Below are 18,692 nucleotides of genomic sequence, written 5' to 3'. Positions count from 1 at the left end.
GCGCCGGACGCGACGAGGCGCCGACCCCCTCGGGGGCCGGCGCCTCGCCGGTGTGTCAGGCCGTCTCGATCAGCCCGCGCTCGGCGGGGTGACCTCGATCAGCGCTCCGGTGTTGCCGGTCAGGGCCTTCTTCACCGAGATGACGGTGCCGAAGCCCACGCCGTCGTCGGCCGGGTTGCCCGTACCGAGCGGGAATCCGGCCACCGAGGCGCCGTAGAGCGCGGTGAACGGGTTGCCCTCCATGTCGTAGATCGGCAGCGAGTACATCGCGTTGCCGACCGACGGCACCACGACCGACGCGTCGCGGTCGCGGTAGTAGAGGCCGCCGTTCGCCGGGTTGTAGGCGAGGCCGGGGACCCAGCCCTGGTCGTCGGTGAAGGTGCTCACCGCGGGCAGGGCGGGGATCTCGGTGCAGTACTCCGTCTCCGGATCGGCGAGCGTGAAGCACTCCGTGAAGGGGTGCGTGTCGGTCAGGCCGAACGCCGCGTTCGACGACTGCGCACGCGAGGGCATCACGTTGAGCGTCGAGGGGTCGGCGTCCGCCGCGTCACCCGTGCGCTGCAGCGGATCGAAGTGGCTGTCGACGACCAGCAGGCCGCCCTTCGCACCGAACCCGGGCAGGGCCGTCTCGTTCGAGATGATCTGGTTCGAGTTGCCGTACGTCGTGTCGCGGTACCAGACGAGGGCACCGGGCGCGTTGTAGGCGACCTTCTCGACCTTCCAGGCGCCGTCGCTGTAGACGGTGTTGTAGCCGTACTTCAGGCCCTCGTCGAAGCCGTCGAAGTTGCGCCACTCGACGAGGTAGTACTGCGCCTTCACCGAGGTGCCGGTGTCGATGCGCCAGCCGGGGCCGCTCGAGTCGACGAAGGTGTCGACCTCTGCGGTCCAGCCGTTGTCACCGGACTCGACGTCGTCGCTCCAGACGCTGCCGCCGTCGGCGACCAGCTCGAAGTCGTCGGCGAACCAGCCGCGGTCGAGGTAGGCCGCGTCGGTGGCCAGGCGGAGGCGCAGGTCGACCGTCGCGCCGGCGAACGGCGTCAGGTCCACGTAGTGGTGCTCCCAGCCGTCGGTGTGACCGGTCAGGCCGTACTGCTTCCCGCCGTAGTCGCCCAGGCGCCCGTTCGGGTCGCCGTAGGCGTCACCCGTGGTGATCTCCGAGCCGTCCTCGGCGTAGACCTTCTGCTCGGTCCAGGTGGAGCCGCCGTCGGTCGAGACCTCGACGAAGCCGTAGTCCCAGTCCTCCTCGATGACGTAGTCGTTCCACATCCAGAACTTCGCGTCGCTCGCCGACGGGACGTCGACCGAACGCGCGAGGCGGATGTCGGCCCAGTCCTGGTCGGCGCCGGTGTACCACATGTTCTCGCCGCTGTGCGGCTCGGCCAGGGTGATCACCTTGTCGGGCAGGTTGACCTTGATGCCGTCCTTGGTGCCCTTCTTGGGGCGCGACGTCTGGCCGACCTTGATGGTCTGCGTGTCGTCACCGGGGTTCACGACCTTCGGGTCGGCCCAGCCGAGCACCCACTTGTCCCAGAGGCCCATGTGGGTCGGCATCGACTGGAAGATCGGGCCCGAGTGCGAGCCCGACGACATGAGGTCCCAGAAGTCGACGTCGGAGCTGCCGGCGCCCGAGACGTCGTAGAGGTCGGGCAGGCCGAGGTCGTGGCCGTACTCGTGCGCGAACACGCCGACGCCCGAGTCCTCGGGCTGCACGATGTAGTTCGACAGCTTGAGGTCGGTGCCGGGGATGTCGGCGCCGCCGGGGACGGCCGAGGAGTGGGCCCAGATGGCGTAGGTGCTCTCGGCCCCGCCGCCGCCGGACTTGTCCTCACCGGCGTGCACGAGCACGACGTGGTCGATCACGCCGTCGGGCTCGAGGTAGTCGCCGTCGCCGTCCCGGTCACCCTGGTCCTCGACGTCGTAGTCGGCCCACGGGAAGTCGGGCTGCGCCGCGGCCAGCGCCGCGACCGCGTCGATCGGCAGCGCGTTCGCGCCGAGCGGGTTGTCGGGGTGGCCCTGCATGCCCTGGTAGGCGCCGGCGACCCACTCGCCCTCGTCGTTCTGGTAGCAGCGCGTGGCGCCGTACCAGCCCTCGGAGTGCGGCATCGTCACCCACTGGGTGGCCTCACCGGTCACGGTGTAGGCGCCGTGCGACATCTCCTCGTACATCGACTTCATCGTGTAGCCCGAGATGTCGATGCCGGGCTCGCCGTCGGGGCCCGTGAGGTCCGGGCGCACGCGCTCGGTGATGCCCTCGTCGGTGAAGAGCATCTTGTCGAAGTGCTCGGGGGAGAAGTCCTCGACCCACATCGAGTTGTTGTCGTCGAGCTCGTAGCTCGCGGGGTTCGGGATGTTGTTGTGCAGCGGGCCGTTGACGACCTCGCCCGGCTTGCACGTCGACGCGCCCCAGTACTCGGGCACCCAGCTGTCGCTGAAGTCGTCGTTCGCCTCGTCGTTGAACTCGATGAGGATCGTCAGGAGCTTGGCCTCCTGCGTGGACTTCGCCTGCTTGAGCGCCTTGGGGCTCTTGCCGGTCTTGATCGACTTCGCCTCGAGCTTGGCGAGGCCGCGCGCGGCGACCGGGTTGCCCTGGACGTACTTCTTGTCGAGCGCCGCGGACTGCTCGGCGACCGAGCCGCTGACGGCCCCGCCGCCCTTGGCCTCCGTGCCGTCGATGACGGCATCGAGCTGCTCGTCCGTCTGGAACGCGGACTCCGCACGCGGTGCCGCGTAGTTCATGTAGTACTCGTCCGCTCCGATGACCGGGGCGGGTGCCGCGGTCGCCGTACCCGTGCCCACGGTCGCCAATCCGGCGGCCGCGAGAGCGAGGACGGGGATCGCCGCGACCGCGCGACGACGCGCGCGGCTGGTCTTCCCTGACATGTTTCTCCCTCCGAGTGCCCGCGACGGTGATCGCGGGACACGACGTACGCCCGCCGATGGGCGGACGTATTCCGGAATCCTGCCCCTCGGTCAGGGGACGTGGGAAGCCTCGGTGAGGGATGCTTGCCCGAATCGTTGCTAACGAGACATGCTCATCTTCAAACGAGGCGGTCGGGCGGGGATGCTGCGAAGGACGCCCATCGGCGTCGCAGATCCCGCAGAATGCCGACGGCGGCGCACCCGTTCGGGTGCGCCGCCGGAATGCCGGGTCAGCCGACCAGGAGGGCGCGGAGCTGGTCGGCGGAGTGCACCACCGCGAGGGCGTCCGACGCCTCCTCCGGCGAGCCGTAGCCCCACTCGACGAGGATCGTCGGGATCTCGTGCGCGGCTGCGCCGACCAGGTCGTGGCCCCGGTCGCCGACCATGACGACCTCGGAGGTGTCGACGCCGCCGTCGCCGAGCCGGCGCAGCGCCTCGGCGACCACGTCGGCCTTGGTGCTGCGCTGCTCGTCGTCGCTGGCGCCGGCGATGACCGTGAAGTACTGCTCGAGGCCGGTGTGCGCGAGCACCTCGCGAGCCATCGACTCGGGCTTGCTCGTCGCGAGCGCGATCGGGATGCCGGCGGCCTGCACGCGCTGCAGCACGCCCTCCACGCCGGGGAACACGGGGGAGTGCAGCAGGTGGTCGTCGTAGTGGTCGCGGTAGACGTTCAGGGCCTCCCACGCGTCGACGTCGGAGAACCCGGCGGTCATGCGGAGGCTGTCGAGCAGGGGCGGCCCGACGTAGGAGCGGAGCGTCTCGCGGTCGGGCACCGGGACGCCCATCTCCTCGAACATGTGGGCGAGCGAATCCATGATCTCGCTCGCCGAGTCGATGATCGTGCCGTCCAGGTCGAACAGCACGGCGGTCCACTCGCGCGGGGGCGCGACGGTGGCGCTGGGCAGGGTTGAAGTCACCGCAGCATCGTAGGCCCGTGAAATCCGAAGATTGCTCGGGAATGCTGTGTGCGGGCTGAACACGCGCTCAGAACAGGCGGGCGTGCCCGCTCTCGACGCCCTTCATCGCGTCGTAGTCGAGCACGACGCAGCGGATGCCGCGGTCCTCCGCGAGCGTGCGGGCCTGCGGCTTGATCTCCTGCGCGGCGAACACGCCGGAGACCGGAGCGAGCCGCGGGTCGCGGTTCATGAGCTCGAGGTAGCGGGTGAGCTGCTCGACGCCGTCGATGTCGCCGCGTCGCTTGAGCTCGACCGCGACGGAACGGCCCGCGTCGTCCGTCGCCAGGATGTCGACCGGGCCGATCGCGGTCATGTACTCGCGGCGGACCAGGCGGAAGCCGTCGCCGAGGAGCTCGATCTGCTCGGCGAGCAGTCGCTGCAGGTGCGACTCGACGCCGTCCTTCACCAGCCCGGGGTCGACGCCGAGGTCGTGCGAGGAGTCGTGCAGCACCTCGTGGATCGAGACCACGAGCTGGTCGGCGGTCTTCGCGTGCGTGACCTTCCACAGCTCGACCACGCCGGCCGCGGCCTGGTCGTCGTCGGGCTCGGCGACGGCGAGCGTGCACGGCGGGCTCATCCAGTTCAGGGGCTTGTAGCTGCCGCCGTCGGAGTGCACCAGGAGGCTGCCGTCGCCCTTGACCATGAGCAGCCGGATCGCGAGCGGCAGGTGCGCCGAGAGCCGGCCGGCGTAGTCGACGGAGCAACGGGCGATGACGAGACGCACCCGGGAAGTCTACGTTGGTGCCGGGACGAGCCGCGGTCGTGCGGTCGTGCGGAGGGGAGATGCGATGGGTCGCGTGCTGTACGGGAACCAGATGTCGCTGGACGGCTACGTGGCCGATCGCGACGGCCGGTTCGACTGGGCGATGCCGGGGGAGGACGTGCACGCCGCGGTGAACGACGACGTCCGCGGGGTCGGCACGTTCGTGCTCGGCCGCCGGGTCTGGGAGGTGCTCCGGGCGTGGGACGTGATGGACGTCTCCACCGAGCCCGAGCCGGTGCGCGACTTCGCCGCGATCTGGGCCGGCGCCGACAAGCTCGTCTGCTCGCGCACGCTCGAGGACGAGGACCTCGGCGGGGCCGGCCGGACCCGGATCTCGCGGAGCTTCGATCCCGACGAGGTCCGCGCCCTCGCCGAGGACGGCGACCGCGACGTCGCGGTCGGCGGCCCGGAGCTCGCTGCCCAGGCGCTCGCGTCCGGCATCGTCGACGAGGTCTCGCTGCACGTGTACCCGGTCGTCGTGGGCGGCGGGACGGCGGCCTTCCCGATGCCGCTGGCGATCGCGTTCGAGCTCGTCGAGCAGCGCGGCTACGCGGGCGGCGTGGTGGGACTGCGCTACCGCCCGCGACGCTGACGTGCGACGCGGTTGCGCTCGCGGGCCGCGGGCGCCGCGATGCCGGCCATCACCATGAGGGCCAGCAGGACGAGCAGGCCGTTCAGGATCCCGAAGTGCTCGCCGAGGAACCCGATGAGCGGCGGGCCGACGAGGAACGCGCAGTAGCCGATCATCGCGACCGCCGACACGCGCGCCGCGGCATCCGCACGATCGGGGACGTCGGCCGCCGCCGACATGCCCACGGGGAAGGCCAGCGAGCAGCCGACGCCCCAGAGGGCGGTCCCGACCACGAGCATCCACGGCTCGGTGCCGAAGATGAACAGGGCGAGCCCGGCGACGCCGATGCCGGCCATGACCTGCAGCATGAGCACGCGGCCGAACCGGTCGATGAACGGGCCGCCGAGCACGCGCGCACCGGTGATCGCGATGGTGAAGACCGTGAACACCGCCGCGCCGGTCGTCGCGTCGAGCCCGTGGCCGTCGACCACCGCGAGGGCGATCCAGTCGTTCGCGCTGCCCTCGGCGAAGGACATCCCGAGCATGACCACGCCGATCAGGAGCAGGCGGAGGTCGGTCCACACCGACAGGCTCCGGCGGATCCGCACGCCGAGCGGCTCGCGCGGCCGGTCCGCGGTCTCGTCGCCGAGTTCCTCGCGCAGCGGGACGAATCGCACGGCGACCACGATCCCGACGGCTGCGACGAGCGCGATCGCGGCCAGGTGGACGGCGACCGGAAGGCCCAGTGCGGATGCCGCGGCCGCGAGGGCGGCGCCGGCGACGGTCCCGAAGCTGAAGAACGCGTGCATGAGCGGCATGACCGTCTTGCCGAGCTCGCGTTCGGCCTCGGCGCCCTCGACGTTCATCATCACGTCGACGGCGCCGTTGCCGAAGCCGAAGAGCGCGAGCCCGAGCACGATGAGCGCCACGCTCGGGAGCACCGACCCGCCCAGCCCGACCGAGACGAGTCCGACCGCGACCGTGAGGAGCACGCCGACCATGCCCAGCCGTGCGCCGAACCGGGCCATGAGCCAGGGTGCGGCGACGAGTCCGAGGATCGCGGCGATCGACCCCATGAGGATGACGAGCCCCACGCCCTGCGTGCTGAGTCCGACCGCGTCGCGGATCGCGGGGATGCGCGCGACCCAGCTGGCCAGGCTGAAGCCCGAGAGGAAGAAGATCGCGAAGATCGCGTTCCGCCAGGCGACGAGCTCGCGCCTCGGGCGGACGGGCGCGGGCGGGCTCGCGGCGGCGGTCTCGTCGCCGGCGCCGTGGGCTGCGGGTGCGTGCCGGTCGTGCTCGCTCATCGTGTCTGCGGTGTCTCGGTGCTGCGACATTACTGCCTCGTCGTCGGGGTGGCGCTGCGGCGCTGGATCGAATCGATTCGAGTCGAATCGATTCGAGGTTAGCTTCGACCTCCTCGCCGCGCAAGCGAGGGCTCCCGCGTCATCCGCGGCCTGCGCTCGTTACGATGAACGGGTCACCTCGACGCGCGCCGTGACCCTCGGCGTGCGAGCCCGGCGCCCGCCCACCCCGCGGGGGCCCGTACGAAGTCAGGACGCATCGCCGATGAAGGCCCTCCTCAAGCCCGCGCCCGGCGCGGGACTCGAACTCGTCGACCGCCCGGAACCCGAGACGGGTCCGGCGGACGTGAAGATCCGGGTGCTCCGCACGGGCATCTGCGGAACCGACCTCCACATCGAGAAGTGGGACGACTGGGCCGCCTCCGAGATCCGCACCCCGCTGATCCCCGGCCACGAGTTCTACGGCGAGGTCGTCGAGGTCGGCGAGCTGGTCCACGACGTCTCCGTGGGCGACCGCGTCTCCGGCGAGGGCCACATCGTGTGCGGCATGTGCCGCAACTGCCGCGCCGGCCGCCGTCAGATGTGCATCCGCACCGAGGGGGTCGGGCTGCACCGCGACGGCGCGTTCGCCGAGTTCATCGTGCTGCCCGGCGAGAACGTCTGGGTGCACCACGGCGACGTGAGCCCCGAGGTCGGTGCGATCTTCGACCCGTTCGGCAACGCCGTGCACACCGCGCTCGCCTTCTCGGTCGTCGGCGAGGACGTGCTGGTCACCGGGTGCGGGCCGATCGGGCTCATGTCGATCGCCGTCGCGCGCCACGTGGGCGCCCGCTTCATCGTCGCCAGCGACGTGAGCCCGGCCCGTCTCCAGCTGGCCATGCAGATGGGCGCCGACGCCACGGTCGACGTGTCGCGCGAACGGGTCCGCGACCTCCAGCCCCGTCTCGGCATGCGCGAGGGCTTCGACGTCGGCTTCGAGATGTCCGGCTCCGCGAAGGCGCTGCCCGAGATGATCGACAACATGAACCACGGCGGCCGGATCGCCCTGCTGGGCCTGCCGAGCGAGCCGTTCGCGGTCGACTGGGGCAAGGTCGTCACCCACATGCTGACGCTCAAGGGCATCTACGGCCGCGAGATGTTCGAGACCTGGAACTCGATGAGCGCGATGCTCCAGACGAGCGCGGTGCTGCGCGAGCGCGTGGCATCCATCATCAGCGACCGCTACCCGGCGCGCGACTGGCGTGCGGCGTTCGACGCGGCCGCGTCCGGCGGCGTCGGCAAGGTCATCCTCGATTGGACGGAGGTCTGAGCATGTACGGATCGGTGCAGGCGCAGCTGCGCGCCGAGCTCGACGAGATCGAGGCCGCGGGCCTCACCAAGCGCGAACGCGGCATCCACGGTCCGCAGTCCTCCGAGATCGAGGTGGCCGGCCGGACGGTGCTGAACTTCTGCGCCAACAACTACCTCGGGCTCGCCGACGACCCGCGCATCGTCGCCGCGGCGCACCGGGGCCTCGACGACTGGGGCTACGGGCTCGCGAGCGTGCGCTTCATCTGCGGCACGCAGGAGCTGCACCTCGAGCTCGAGCGCGCGGTCTCCGACTTCCTCGGCTACGACGACACCATCCTGTTCTCCTCGTGCTTCGACGCGAACGGCGGCGTCTTCGAGGTGCTCTTCGGACCCGACGACGCGATCATCTCCGACGAGCTCAACCACGCCTCGATCATCGACGGCATCCGGCTCTCGAAGGCCCGTCGCCTCCGGTACGCCAACCGCGACATGGCCGACCTCGAGGCGAAGCTGCAGGAGGCGTCGGACGCGCGCCGGAAGGTCGTCGTCACCGACGGCGTCTTCTCGATGGACGGCTACATCGCTCCGCTCCAGGAGATCTGCGACCTGGCCGAGCGGTACGACGCGCTCGTCTTCGTCGACGACTCGCACGCGGTCGGCTTCGTCGGGGAGCACGGGCGGGGGACCCCGGAGTACTGCGGCGTCGAGGGACGCGTCGACATCACGACCGGAACGTTCGGCAAGGCGCTCGGCGGGGCGTCGGGCGGGTACGTCGCCGCCCGGCGGGAGATCGTCGACCTCCTGCGCCAGCGCGCGCGGCCCTACCTCTTCTCCAACACGCTCGCCCCGGCCATCGTCGCGGGCACCGTCGAGGCGCTGCGCCTGGTCAGCGAGTCGGGCGAGCTGCGGCAGCGGCTGACCGCGAACGCGGCGCTCTTCCGCGAGCTGATGACGGAGGCCGGCTTCGACCTGCTCCCCGGCGAGCACCCGATCGTCCCGGTCATGTTCGGCGACGCGGCGCTCACCGCGCGGATCGCCGACGCCCTGCAGGAACGCGGCGTCTACGTCACGGCGTTCTCGTACCCGGTCGTGCCGAAGGGGAAGGCGCGCATCCGCGTGCAGCTCTCGGCCGCGCACTCGGAGGACGAGGTGCGCCGGTGCGTCGCCGCATTCGCCGCGGCGCGCGACGCGGTGCTCGCCGCCACGCCCGCCTGACCGTCCGTCGCCGGCCGCAAGGGGCTGCGCCGCCGGCGCGGTCGGCGTAGCGTCGGACCCGCTCCGGCGCGCGATCCGCGTTCGGCGCGTGGTGCGCGTGCGCCGGCGGTGCTGCCGACGGCGGAACCGACGCGGACGTCGACCCGACGCCGCGCCGCGACGCACCGATGACGGGAGGCCCGAGATGCTGGAAGACCTGGTCGTGACCTCGGCGGTCGAGATCGATGCGCCCGCCGAGCGCGTGTGGGCGGTGATCACCGATCCCGAGGCTGCGCGCGAGTACATGTTCGGCACCCGCCTCGATGCGGAATGGAAGGTCGGGGGAGCCCTGCGCTGGCGGGGCGAGTGGCAGGGCCGGCCCTACGAGGACCACGGGACGGTGCTCGAGATCGAACCCCCGCGCCGCCTCGTGCACACCCACTTCAGCCCGCGGCGTACGAGCGGACTGGAGCCGGACGACCACCACACCCTGACCTGGGCGATCGAGGAGACGGAGGACGGGCCCACCGTGTTCTCGCTCTCGCAGGACAACAACGCGACGCCGGAGTCGGCCGCGCACGCGAAGCGCGTCTGGGACTCCCTGGTGGCGAAGGTGAAGGAGATCGCCGAGCGCGCCTGAGCGCGGCCGGCCGTGTCGAATCGATTCGACCGTACAATCGAAGGGTGAGCCCCGAACCCGCACCCACCACCGGCGCCGTCCCGCGCGTGACGCTCGCCGACGTCGCGGCGCGCGCCGGCGTCTCCGCCTCGACCGCCTCGCTCGCGTTCAGCGGCTCGGGCCCGGTGTCGGATGCCACCAAGGAGCGCGTGCTGGCTGCGGCCTCCGAACTCGGCTACGCCGGCCCCGATCCTCGAGCTCGGTCGCTCCGCCGCGGCCGCTCGGGGATCGTCGGCGTCGTGCTCGAGGAACGCGTACGCGCCGCCTTCCTCGACCCGGTGAAGATCCAGACCCTCGACGGCCTCACCGAGGGCATCGCGCCGCTCGGCGCGGGCCTGCTGCTGTTCACCGACTCGGGAGATCCGTCGGCGCCGGTCAGCCTCGACACCGCGCCCGTCGACGCGATGGTGCTCATCGGGTGCAGCCCGAAGTTCTTCGGCCAGGTCGAGGCGCTGCGCCGGCGCGGCATCCCGATGGTGGCCATCGAGGGCGCGCCGGGCGGCGACATCGCCGAGATCACCATCGACAACCGCGAGGCGACCCGGCTCGGTGCCGAGCACGTCCGGTCGCTCGGCCACACGGACGTCGCGACCGTGACCCTCGCCTTCGAACCGAGCCGGGCCCGCGGCCCGCTCACGCCCCGGATCGAGGCCGCGGCCACCGTCGACACGGCGCTCGAGCGCCTGCGCGGCGTCCGGGACGTCTATCCGGACGTGCGCGTGCAGGTGGGCGCGGCGAGCTCGATCGAGGAGGGCCTCGAGGCCGGGCGAGCCCTGCTCGCCGATCCCGGGACTCGCCCGACCGCGATCATCGCGCAGAGCGACCTGCTCGCGGCCGGCGTCATCCGGGCCGCCGAGGACCTCGGCCTCGACGTCCCCGGCGACCTCAGCGTCGTCGGGTTCGACGGCATCCGGGTCGACGGCCTGCAGCACGACCTCACCACGCTCGTGCAGCCGTCGGTCGCGAAGGGACGAGCGGCCGGCGAGGCGATCGTGCGGATGCTGTCGGGCGAGCCGGCCACCGGCACCGACTTCACGAGCGAGCTGCACGTCGGCGACACGACGGCGCCGCCGCGGCGCTGAGACGAGCGTCGGCCCGTGCGGCCGCACGCCGCGTCCCGACCTCGCCGCGACGGCTCAGGCGGGCCCGATCTCGCCGGAGCCCGACACCGTGCTGCGCACCTGCGGTCGACCCGAGTAGCTGACGCTCCCGCTCCCCGAGAGCGTGACGTCGAGGCTCTCGGCGACGTCGACGTCGATCGAGCCGGAACCGGAGAGCACGACCACCGCCTCGATCGCGCGCAGCCGCGACGTGTCGACGCTCCCCGACCCGCTCACCTGCACGTCGAGGCGGTCGGTCGAGCCGTCGGCCTCGATCTCGCCGGAGCCCGAGATCGACGCCCGCACGGATGAGGCGTCCACGCCCTCCGCCGAGATGCCGCCGGACCCGCCGATCTCGAGCGTGACCTCCTCCGCGCCGTCGAAGTCCGCCGTGACGTCACCCGATCCGGTGATCGCGACGGCCTTCAGGGACGTGAGGGTGATGTCGATGTCGAGGTCGCCGGCACCGACCAGGATCGGCCCGCGCTGGACGTCGATCACCAGCCGGCCGTTCTCGACCTCGGTGCGCAGGCGCGCGAGGACGTTCTCGCCTCCGGTGACCGACAGCGAGGGCTCGTCGCCGAGCCGTACGGTCACGTCGCCGGACGACCTGAGGACCACGCTCGTGGCATCCGGGATGTCGCGTTCCTCGGTCAGCCGCTCACCCGCCGTGACGACCGGCAGGCAGCCCGTCAGCACGGCGAGCACGGATACCGCGGTGAACGCAGCGGCGAGTCGTCGGACCGCCCGGCGCGTGGCGCGATCGACGGGCATGGCGACCTCCCTGGGACGGCTTCGCCTCGACCATAGGAGTCCTGCGGCCTGCCCCTCCGGGCCTTTGGTCACGCGCCGCGGCGGTCGGCCGGCGCCCCGGTCACCATCCACGCGCGACCCCTCGACCGCAGCGAGAGCGTCAGCGCACGCGCCGCGAGGTACCCGAGCGAGAACGCCGCCGTGAGCGCGGCGAGGGCGATCGCGCCCGGCAGGTCGGCGTCCGCCGCCCACCAGACCACGCCGAACGCCATCGGGACGAAGGCCGCGAGGTTCACCAGGCCCGTCCAGGCGAGGTAGCGGGCGTCGCCCGCCCCGATGAGCACGCCGTCGAGCACGAAGACGAGGCCGCCGAGCGGCGCCGACAGCCCGAGCACCACGAGCGACGGCGGCAGCAGCGAGGCGACCTCGGCCGACGAGGTGAAGACCGCAGGCAGCACCCACGCGGTCGCGACGACGAGGGCCCCGATCGCCACGCCCGCGCCGATGCCCCATTCGACGCAGCGACGCAGCACGGCCCGGACCTGCGCCACGTCGCCGGCGCCGAGGCCCTTCCCGATGAGCGCCTGGGCCGCGATGGCGAGTGCGTCGAGCGCGAACCCGAGCGTGAAGTAGATCGTGATCGCCACCTGGTACGCCGCGAGCTCGTCGCGCCCGAGCGAGGTCGCGGCCCAGGTGGCCAGCAGCAGCGCGACCCGCAGGCTGAGCGTGCGCAGGAACAGCCACCCGCCGTCGCGCGCGCCGCGCAGCACCCCGGCGTGGTGCGGCCAGGCGCTCGCGCCGACCCGGGCGACGTGGCGCGCGGTCACCACCAGGTAGACGAGGACCATGCCCCACTGCGCCACCACGGTCCCGATCGCCGAGCCCGCGATGCCCCAGCCGAACCCGTAGATGAACAGTGCGTTCAGGGCGATGTTGGCCGCGAACCCGATACCGGCGACCCAGAGCGGCGTGCGCGTGTCCTGGAGGCCGCGCAGCAGCCCCGTCGCCGCGAACACGACGAGCATCGCCGGCAGGCCCGCCATCGAGATGGCGAGGTACACGGACGCCTCGGCTGCGACCTCCTGCGGCGCGCCGAACGCCCCGACGAGCCACGGCGCCGCGAGCCAGCCGGCCGCCGCGAGCAGCGCGCCGAGCCCGAGCGCCAGCCACAGCCCGTCCACCCCGGCCGAGACGGCGCCGCGCTCGTCGCCGGCGCCGAGGCGCCGGGCGACCGACGGGGTCGTGGCGTAGGCGAGGAAGACCATCAGGCCCACGATCGTCTGCAGCACGGCGCTGGCGAGGCCGAGGCCTGCGAGCGGCGCCGCGCCAAGGTGGCCCACCATGGCGGTGTCGGCCAGCAGGAACAGGGGCTCGGCGATCAGCGCACCGAGCGCGGGCACGGCCAGGCGCAGGATGTCGCGGTCGACGACGCGCCGCGCGGCGCTGGCAGGGGTGCGGTCGGAGTCGAGGGTGCTCATGCGGCCTCCGAGCCTACGCGGCACCGCCGACCGGCCGCGCCGGTGCGCTCATGGGAACCGACGGTGCCGTCTGCAGCCGTTCACCCGTTCAGTCGGCGACGATCTCCTTGCCGAGCGGTGCGAGCGAGACCGGGATGAGCTTGAAGTTCGCGATGCCGAGCGGGATGCCGATGATGGTCAGGCACATGACGAGGCCCGTGACGAGGTGCTCGAGGGCCAGCCACCACCCGGCGAGCAGCACCCAGATGACGTTCCCGAGGAACGACCAGGCTCCCGACGTCGGCTTGGACACGACGCGGCGCCCGAACGGCCAGAGCGAGTAGTTCCCGATGCGGAACGACGCGAGCCCCCACGGGATCGTGACGATGAGCAGGCACATGATCAGCCCGGCGAGCATGTAGCCGATCCACAGCCAGATGCCCGCGAGGATGAGCCAGACGACGTTCAGGATCGTGTTGAGCATGCGTCGATGATGGCACCGTGCGCCGACCCGGCGCGATCCCCTTGCGCGGCGCGCGCCCGAGCGGGCGCACCTGCCCGCGGGAGGCGTATGATTCCGCGGTGACCTCCCGCGAGTCGGTCCGCGCACCGCGGCCGCACCGCTTCCGGCGGGGCATCCGGCTCCACCCGGCGCAAGCCGTGGTGGGGGGATTCGCCGCCGCCGTGACGGCGGGCACCCTGCTGCTCTGGCTCCCGCCCATGACCGTGGACCCGGCGGGCACGACCTTCACGGATGCGCTGTTCACGGCCACGAGCGCCGTGTGCGTCACGGGCCTCACGGTCGTCGACACCGAGCTGCACTGGAGCCCGCTCGGGCAGTCCGTGATCCTGCTGCTCGTCCAGCTCGGCGGGCTGGGCATCATGATCTTCGCCTCCCTCATCGGCCTGGTGCTCGCGCGCAAGATGAGCGTGCGCTCGCGGCTGAACACCGCCGCAGAGGCCAAGGCGGTGGGCTTCGACGACGTGCGCGGGCTGGTGCGGGGCATCGTGCTCATCTCCCTCGGCATCGAGGCCGTGACGTGGGCGCTCCTGTTCCCGCGGTTCCTGTTCGCGTACGACGCCGATGCCGGCCAGGCCGCGTGGCATGCCCTGTTCCACTCGGTCTCCTCGTTCAACAACGCCGGCTTCGCCCTGTACACCGACAACATGATGGGGTTCGTCGACGATCCCTTCATCTGCCTGCCGATGTGCGCGGCGATCATCCTGGGCGGGCTCGGGTTCCCGGTGATCATGCAGCTGCGCAAGGAGATCCGGCATCCGCTGCACTGGTCGATGAACACGAAGCTCGTCCTCTGGGGCACGGCCGTCCTGCTGGTCGGCGGCTTCGCCTACCTCGCCGTCGCGGAGTGGAACAACCCGGACACGCTCGGCCCGCTCGATCCGGGTTCCAAGCTGCTCGCGTCGTTCTTCATGTCGACGCAGACGCGCACGGCCGGGTTCAACTCCATCGACGTCGCGCTCATGCACGACGAGAGCTGGGTCGTGATGGACGTGCTCATGTTCATCGGCGGCGGCCCGGCCGGCACGGCGGGCGGGATCAAGGTCACCACCTTCGCGGTGCTCTTCTTCATCCTGCTCACCGAGTTCCGCGGCGAGGGCGCGGTCAACATCTTCGGCAAGCGGCTCTCGCGCGCGGTGCACCGGCAGGCGATCACCGTCGCCCTCGTCGCGGTCGGAGCGGTGATGACCGCGATCATCCTGCTGATGCACATCACGAAGCTCGACCTCGACCTCGTCGCGTTCGAGGCCGTCTCGGCCTTCGCGACGGTCGGGCTGTCCACGGGGATCACCGCCGACCTGCCGCCCATGGCCGAGGTGGTGCTCGTGCTCCTGATGTTCCTCGGCCGGATCGGCCCGCTGACCCTCGGATCGGCGATCGCGCTGCGCGACCGGCGCATCCTCTACGAACTCCCGAAGGAGAGGCCCGCCATTGGCTAGGTTCCCACTGTTCGGCGGCGCGTCCGACACCTCGCGCCGCATCGCCGAGGCCGACTCGGTCGCCGTGATCGGGCTCGGACGCTTCGGCAGGGCGCTCGCGCTCGAGCTCATGGCCGGCGGCACCGAGGTCCTCGGCATCGACGCCGACGAGGAGATCGTGCAGTCGCTGAACGGCGAGCTCACGCAGGTCGTGCGCGCCGATTCGACGAAGGCCGAGGTGCTGCGCCAGCTCGCCGTGGACGAGTTCGACCGGGTCGTCGTCGCCATCGGCTCCGACATCACCGCGTCGATCCTGACGTGCTCGGTGCTGCTCGGCATGAAGATCCCCGTCATCTGGGCGAAGGCCGTCACCGAGCAGCACGCCGTGATCCTCGAGCAGCTCGGACTGCACAACGTCATCCGCCCCGAGGCCGAGATGGGGCGCAGGGTGGCGCACCTCGTGCGCGGAGCGGCGCTCGACTACATCGAGATCGAGCGCGGCTACGCGATCGTGAAGACCGCCGCGCCGGGCCGCCTGCACGGCGTCCCGCTCGGCCGGACCGGACTGCGCAAGGAGCTCGGCGTGACCGTGGCCGCCTACAAGCACCCCGGCGGCGAGTGGCGCAACGCCGACGCGGACACGGTCCTCTCGGACGGCGACACGGTGCTCGTGGTCGGTCCGACCCGCAAGGCCGAGGGGTTCGCGCAGCTGCGCTGACGGCGGGCGGCGGCTCGCGGCATCCGCCCAGCCTGCGCGCGCCGACGCGCGCCTAGGCTGTGGGGATGACCGATGCGACGATGCCCAGCGGAATCATCCTGGACGAGCTCGACGCCGACGTGCGCCCACAGGACGACCTGTTCCGCCACGTCAACGGCAGGTGGATCGAGCGGACCGAGATCCCGGCCGACAAGGCCCGGTACGGCAGCTTCATCGTGCTGCACGAGGAGGCCGAGCAGGCCGTCCGCGAGATCCTCGAGGAGTCTGCGACCGCCGAGCCCGGGACCGAGGCCCGCAAGGTCGGCGACCTCTACTCGTCGTTCATGAACGAGGAGCGCGCCGAGATGCTCGGGTCGACGCCGATCGCCGGCCAGCTCGTCGAGGCGTCGCTGCCCGGCGACGTCGCCCAGCTCCTCGAGGCCATCGGCTCCCTCGAGCGACAGGGCGTCTCCGGCTTCGCGCAGCTCTTCGTCGACAACGACCCGGGCGACCCGGAGCGATACCTCGTCTTCGTGGAGCAGGGCGGCATCGGCCTGCCCGACGAGAGCTACTTCCGCGAGGAGCGGTTCGCGCCCATCCGCGAGAAGTACCTCGCCCACCTCGAGCGCATGTTCGGCCTCGCCGGCCTGCAGGATCCGGCAGAGCGCGCGAAGCGGGTCTTCGACCTCGAGACCGAGATCGCGGCCGGGCACTGGACGAACGTCGAGTCGCGCGACAGCCGCAAGACCTACAACCTGACGCCCTGGTCGGAGCTGCTCGAGTCCGCCGCCGTCGACCTCGACCTGTGGCGGGACGCGATGGGCGTGCCCGACGGCGCCTTCGCCGAACTCGTCGTGCGCCAGCCGAGCTTCGTCGAGCGCGTTGGCGCCCTCCTCACTGCCGACCGGTTGCCGGCCTGGCGCGACTGGCTCGCGTGGCAGGTCATCCGCAGTTCTGCGCCCTACCTCTCGAGCGACTTCGTCGAGGCGAACTTCGACTTCTACGGCCGCACCCTCACCGGCACGCCCGAGATGCGCGAGCGGTGGAAGCGAGGGGTCTCGTTCGTCGAGGGCGCCATGGGCGAGGCGGTCGGCCGCATCTACGTCGAGCGCCACTTCCCGCCCGCCGCCAAGCAGGCCATGGACGAGCTCGTCGCGAACCTCGAGGAGGCCTACCGGGAGTCGATCGCCGAGCTCGACTGGATGGGCGAGGAGACGCGTGAGCGCGCGCTCGAGAAGCTCCGGAAGTTCACGCCGAAGATCGGCTACCCCGTGAAGTGGCGCGACTACTCCACGCTCGAGGTGGACGCCGCCGACCTCATCGGCAACGTGCGCGCCTCGGCCGAGTTCGAGTTCCACCGGCAGCTGGGCAAGATCGGCTCGCCCATCGACCGCGACGAGTGGTTCATGACGCCGCAGACGATCAACGCGTACTACAACCCCGGGTTCAACGAGATCGTGTTCCCGGCCGCCATCCTCCAGTACCCGTTCTTCGTCGCCGATCGCGATCCCGCGGCGAACTACGGGGCCATCGGCGCCGTCATCGGACACGAGATCGGCCACGGCTTCGACGACCAGGGCTCGCGCTTCGACGGCGACGGCCGGCTGATCGACTGGTGGACCGAGGACGACCGGGCTGCGTTCGAGGATCGCACCAAGGCGCTCATCGACCAGTACGACGTGCTCGTGCCGGTGCAGCTCGCGGCGTCCGACGGCGACGGCGACCCCGCGCACGTGAACGGCGCCCTCACGATCGGCGAGAACATCGGCGACCTCGGCGGGCTCGCGATCGCATGGAAGGCGTACCTGCTCTCGCTCGACGGCGAGGAGGCGCCCGTGATCGACGGGCTGACCGGCGCGCAGCGCTTCTTCCTCTCCTGGGCGCAGGCCTGGCAGATGAAGGGCCGCGACGCCGAGGTCGAGCGACTCCTCGCGATCGACCCCCACTCGCCCAACGAGTTCCGGTGCAACCAGATCGTCCGGAACATCGACGAGTTCTACACTGGCTTCGAGGTCACGCCGGATGACGCGCTCTGGCTCGAGCCGTCCGAGCGCGTGCGCATCTGGTAGGCCTCGACTCCGACCCCCGTCCGAATCCGTCGAGCGCACCGCGATGCCGCGGTGGGGGAGCGCGCGACCCGAACGAAAGCCCTACGACCTGCCGTGGTGACCTCCCAGGGATCCGAGCGCCGCGCTCGGCACGCCGGAGCGCGGCGTGGGCGGCACCGGACCGACGAGGCCGGCGAGGACTTCTCGCGCGGGTTCGACGCGCTCGGCGAGCTCGCGCTCGGCGGCGTGCAGGTGTCGGCGCGTGCGACCGACCTGGCCACCGGCCGGGTGCTCTTCTCGGTCGACGACCACGTGGTGATGCCGACGGCATCGATCGGCAAGGTGCTGCTGCTGGTCGAGGTGGCGGCGAGGCTGGGTGAGGCCAATCCCGACGCGTTCGCGATGCTCGACCGCGCGCCGCGCGACGCGGTCGGCGACTCCGGCATCTGGCAGCACCTGCAGACGCCGTCGCTGCCCATGGCCGACCTGGCCGCGCTCGTCGGCGCGACCAGCGACAACCTGGCCACGAACGTCCTGATCCGGCACATCGGGCTCGAGTCCGTGCGCTCGCGGACCGAGACGCTCGGTCTCACCAGGACCGCACTGCTCGACCTGGTCCGCGACCACCGCGGCCCCGATGACGCGCCCCAGCTCTCCATCGGATCGGCGAAGGAGCTGACGTGGCTGTTCGCGTCGCTCGCACGGGGCGAGATCGTGAGCCCCGAGGTGTCGCAGCGGGTGGTGGGCTGGCTGAGCCTCAACGCCGACCTGTCGATGGTCGCATCGGCGTTCGGCCTCGATCCGCTCGCGCACCGAACGCCCGACCACGGCCTGCTGCTGATGAACAAGACCGGCACCGACGGCGGCGTCCGCAGCGAGGTCGGCGTCCTGCGCGGGCCGCGGGCGAGCGTGGCCTATGCGGTCTCCATGTACTACTCCGACACGCGCCTCGCCTCGCGGCTCGCGGTGCTCGACGGCATGCGGATGGTGGGGGCCGACCTCCTCGAGTACGTGCACTGAGCC

The 18,692-nt window shown here is 71.5% G+C and carries 16 protein-coding genes; 9 read left to right on the top strand and 7 right to left on the bottom strand.

From position 1 onward, the window contains the following. Window positions 1-69 precede the first annotated feature (69 nt). The 3 genes from ABME01_RS12610 to nucS form a co-directional block, all read right to left on the bottom strand. Entirely contained in the window at window positions 70-2,880 is a 2,811-nt protein-coding gene (locus tag ABME01_RS12610; protein WP_353828772.1) for an immune inhibitor A domain-containing protein, read from the bottom strand. A gap of 269 nt (window positions 2,881-3,149) precedes the next feature. Beyond that, a complete protein-coding gene (locus tag ABME01_RS12605) occupies window positions 3,150-3,836 on the bottom strand; it encodes an HAD hydrolase-like protein (RefSeq protein ID WP_353828771.1) in 687 nt (228 codons plus the stop codon). A 67-nt stretch (window positions 3,837-3,903) separates the two neighbouring features. Next, complete coding sequence (gene nucS, locus ABME01_RS12600) at window positions 3,904-4,599, bottom strand: endonuclease NucS (RefSeq protein WP_353828770.1); 696 nt, start codon at window positions 4,597-4,599, stop codon at window positions 3,904-3,906. A gap of 64 nt (window positions 4,600-4,663) precedes the next feature. Here nucS and ABME01_RS12595 point away from each other — a divergent pair, with 64 nt between their 5' ends. After that, entirely contained in the window at window positions 4,664-5,230 is a 567-nt protein-coding gene (locus tag ABME01_RS12595) for a dihydrofolate reductase family protein (protein WP_353828769.1), read from the top strand. On the opposite strand, the gene ABME01_RS12590 is transcribed toward ABME01_RS12595, so the two are convergent. Then, window positions 5,212-6,546 (bottom strand): MFS transporter, encoded by a 1,335-nt coding sequence (locus tag ABME01_RS12590; RefSeq protein WP_353828768.1) that lies wholly within the window; start codon window positions 6,544-6,546, stop codon window positions 5,212-5,214. The two genes, ABME01_RS12595 and ABME01_RS12590, sit on opposite strands and share 19 nt — an antisense overlap. Window positions 6,547-6,778: 232 nt before the next feature. Between ABME01_RS12590 and tdh the strand changes: the two genes are divergently transcribed. The 4 genes from tdh (at window position 6,779) to ABME01_RS12570 (ending at window position 10,758) form a co-directional block, all read left to right on the top strand. Then, window positions 6,779-7,822, top strand: a complete 1,044-nt coding sequence (tdh, locus tag ABME01_RS12585) for an L-threonine 3-dehydrogenase (RefSeq protein WP_353828767.1) — start codon at window positions 6,779-6,781, stop codon at window positions 7,820-7,822. Between the two features lie 2 nt (window positions 7,823-7,824). Next, the gene (locus ABME01_RS12580) at window positions 7,825-9,018 is read left to right on the top strand and encodes a glycine C-acetyltransferase (RefSeq protein WP_353828766.1); all 1,194 of its coding nucleotides are present in this window, start codon (window positions 7,825-7,827) and stop codon (window positions 9,016-9,018) included. 184 nt (window positions 9,019-9,202) lie between these two features. Continuing rightward, entirely contained in the window at window positions 9,203-9,637 is a 435-nt protein-coding gene (locus ABME01_RS12575) for an SRPBCC domain-containing protein (RefSeq protein ID WP_353828765.1), read from the top strand. A 44-nt stretch (window positions 9,638-9,681) separates the two neighbouring features. Beyond that, complete coding sequence (locus ABME01_RS12570; protein ID WP_353828764.1) at window positions 9,682-10,758, top strand: LacI family DNA-binding transcriptional regulator; 1,077 nt, start codon at window positions 9,682-9,684, stop codon at window positions 10,756-10,758. Between the two features lie 54 nt (window positions 10,759-10,812). On the opposite strand, the gene ABME01_RS12565 is transcribed toward ABME01_RS12570, so the two are convergent. From ABME01_RS12565 to ABME01_RS12555, 3 genes are all read right to left on the bottom strand, one after another. After that, entirely contained in the window at window positions 10,813-11,550 is a 738-nt protein-coding gene (locus ABME01_RS12565; protein ID WP_353828763.1) for a head GIN domain-containing protein, read from the bottom strand. A 68-nt stretch (window positions 11,551-11,618) separates the two neighbouring features. Then, window positions 11,619-13,007 (bottom strand): MATE family efflux transporter, encoded by a 1,389-nt coding sequence (locus ABME01_RS12560; RefSeq protein WP_353828762.1) that lies wholly within the window; start codon window positions 13,005-13,007, stop codon window positions 11,619-11,621. Window positions 13,008-13,095: 88 nt separating this feature from the next. Then, complete coding sequence (locus ABME01_RS12555) at window positions 13,096-13,470, bottom strand: YccF domain-containing protein (protein ID WP_353828760.1); 375 nt, start codon at window positions 13,468-13,470, stop codon at window positions 13,096-13,098. A 98-nt stretch (window positions 13,471-13,568) separates the two neighbouring features. Between ABME01_RS12555 and ABME01_RS12550 the strand changes: the two genes are divergently transcribed. From ABME01_RS12550 to ABME01_RS12535, 4 genes are all read left to right on the top strand, one after another. Further along, window positions 13,569-14,945 carry a TrkH family potassium uptake protein gene (locus tag ABME01_RS12550; protein WP_353828759.1) on the top strand — a complete coding sequence of 459 codons (1,377 nt, stop codon included), beginning with the start codon at window positions 13,569-13,571 and terminating at the stop codon, window positions 14,943-14,945. After that, on the top strand, window positions 14,938-15,642 hold the full coding sequence (locus tag ABME01_RS12545; RefSeq protein WP_353828758.1) for a potassium channel family protein: 705 nt from the start codon (window positions 14,938-14,940) through the stop codon (window positions 15,640-15,642). Before ABME01_RS12550 ends, ABME01_RS12545 begins: the two co-directional genes overlap by 8 nt. Before the next feature lie 65 nt (window positions 15,643-15,707). Next, entirely contained in the window at window positions 15,708-17,690 is a 1,983-nt protein-coding gene (locus ABME01_RS12540; RefSeq protein WP_353828757.1) for a M13 family metallopeptidase, read from the top strand. Window positions 17,691-17,783: 93 nt separating this feature from the next. Then, complete coding sequence (locus ABME01_RS12535) at window positions 17,784-18,689, top strand: serine hydrolase (RefSeq protein WP_353828756.1); 906 nt, start codon at window positions 17,784-17,786, stop codon at window positions 18,687-18,689. The last annotated feature ends 3 nt before the right edge of the window (window positions 18,690-18,692 follow it).

Origin of the sequence: Agromyces litoreus (genome assembly GCF_040496015.1) — a bacterium.
Taxonomy (GTDB): Bacteria; Actinomycetota; Actinomycetes; order Actinomycetales; family Microbacteriaceae; genus Agromyces; species Agromyces litoreus.
This window is presented reverse-complemented; position numbering and strand designations above follow the sequence as displayed.

Excerpts from the sequence above, each read along its gene's own strand:
- ABME01_RS12610 (WP_353828772.1), bottom strand. The coding sequence starts at position 2,880 with ATGTCAGGGAAGACCAGCCGCGCGCGTCGTCGCGCGGTCGCGGCGATC.
- ABME01_RS12595 (WP_353828769.1), top strand. The coding sequence starts at position 4,664 with ATGGGTCGCGTGCTGTACGGGAACCAGATGTCGCTGGACGGCTACGTG.
- ABME01_RS12590 (WP_353828768.1), bottom strand. The coding sequence starts at position 6,546 with ATGTCGCAGCACCGAGACACCGCAGACACGATGAGCGAGCACGACCGG.
- tdh (WP_353828767.1), top strand. The coding sequence starts at position 6,779 with ATGAAGGCCCTCCTCAAGCCCGCGCCCGGCGCGGGACTCGAACTCGTC.
- ABME01_RS12580 (WP_353828766.1), top strand. The coding sequence starts at position 7,825 with ATGTACGGATCGGTGCAGGCGCAGCTGCGCGCCGAGCTCGACGAGATC.
- ABME01_RS12575 (WP_353828765.1), top strand. The coding sequence starts at position 9,203 with ATGCTGGAAGACCTGGTCGTGACCTCGGCGGTCGAGATCGATGCGCCC.
- ABME01_RS12565 (WP_353828763.1), bottom strand. The coding sequence starts at position 11,550 with ATGCCCGTCGATCGCGCCACGCGCCGGGCGGTCCGACGACTCGCCGCT.
- ABME01_RS12560 (WP_353828762.1), bottom strand. The coding sequence starts at position 13,007 with ATGAGCACCCTCGACTCCGACCGCACCCCTGCCAGCGCCGCGCGGCGC.
- ABME01_RS12555 (WP_353828760.1), bottom strand. The coding sequence starts at position 13,470 with ATGCTCAACACGATCCTGAACGTCGTCTGGCTCATCCTCGCGGGCATC.
- ABME01_RS12540 (WP_353828757.1), top strand. The coding sequence starts at position 15,708 with ATGACCGATGCGACGATGCCCAGCGGAATCATCCTGGACGAGCTCGAC.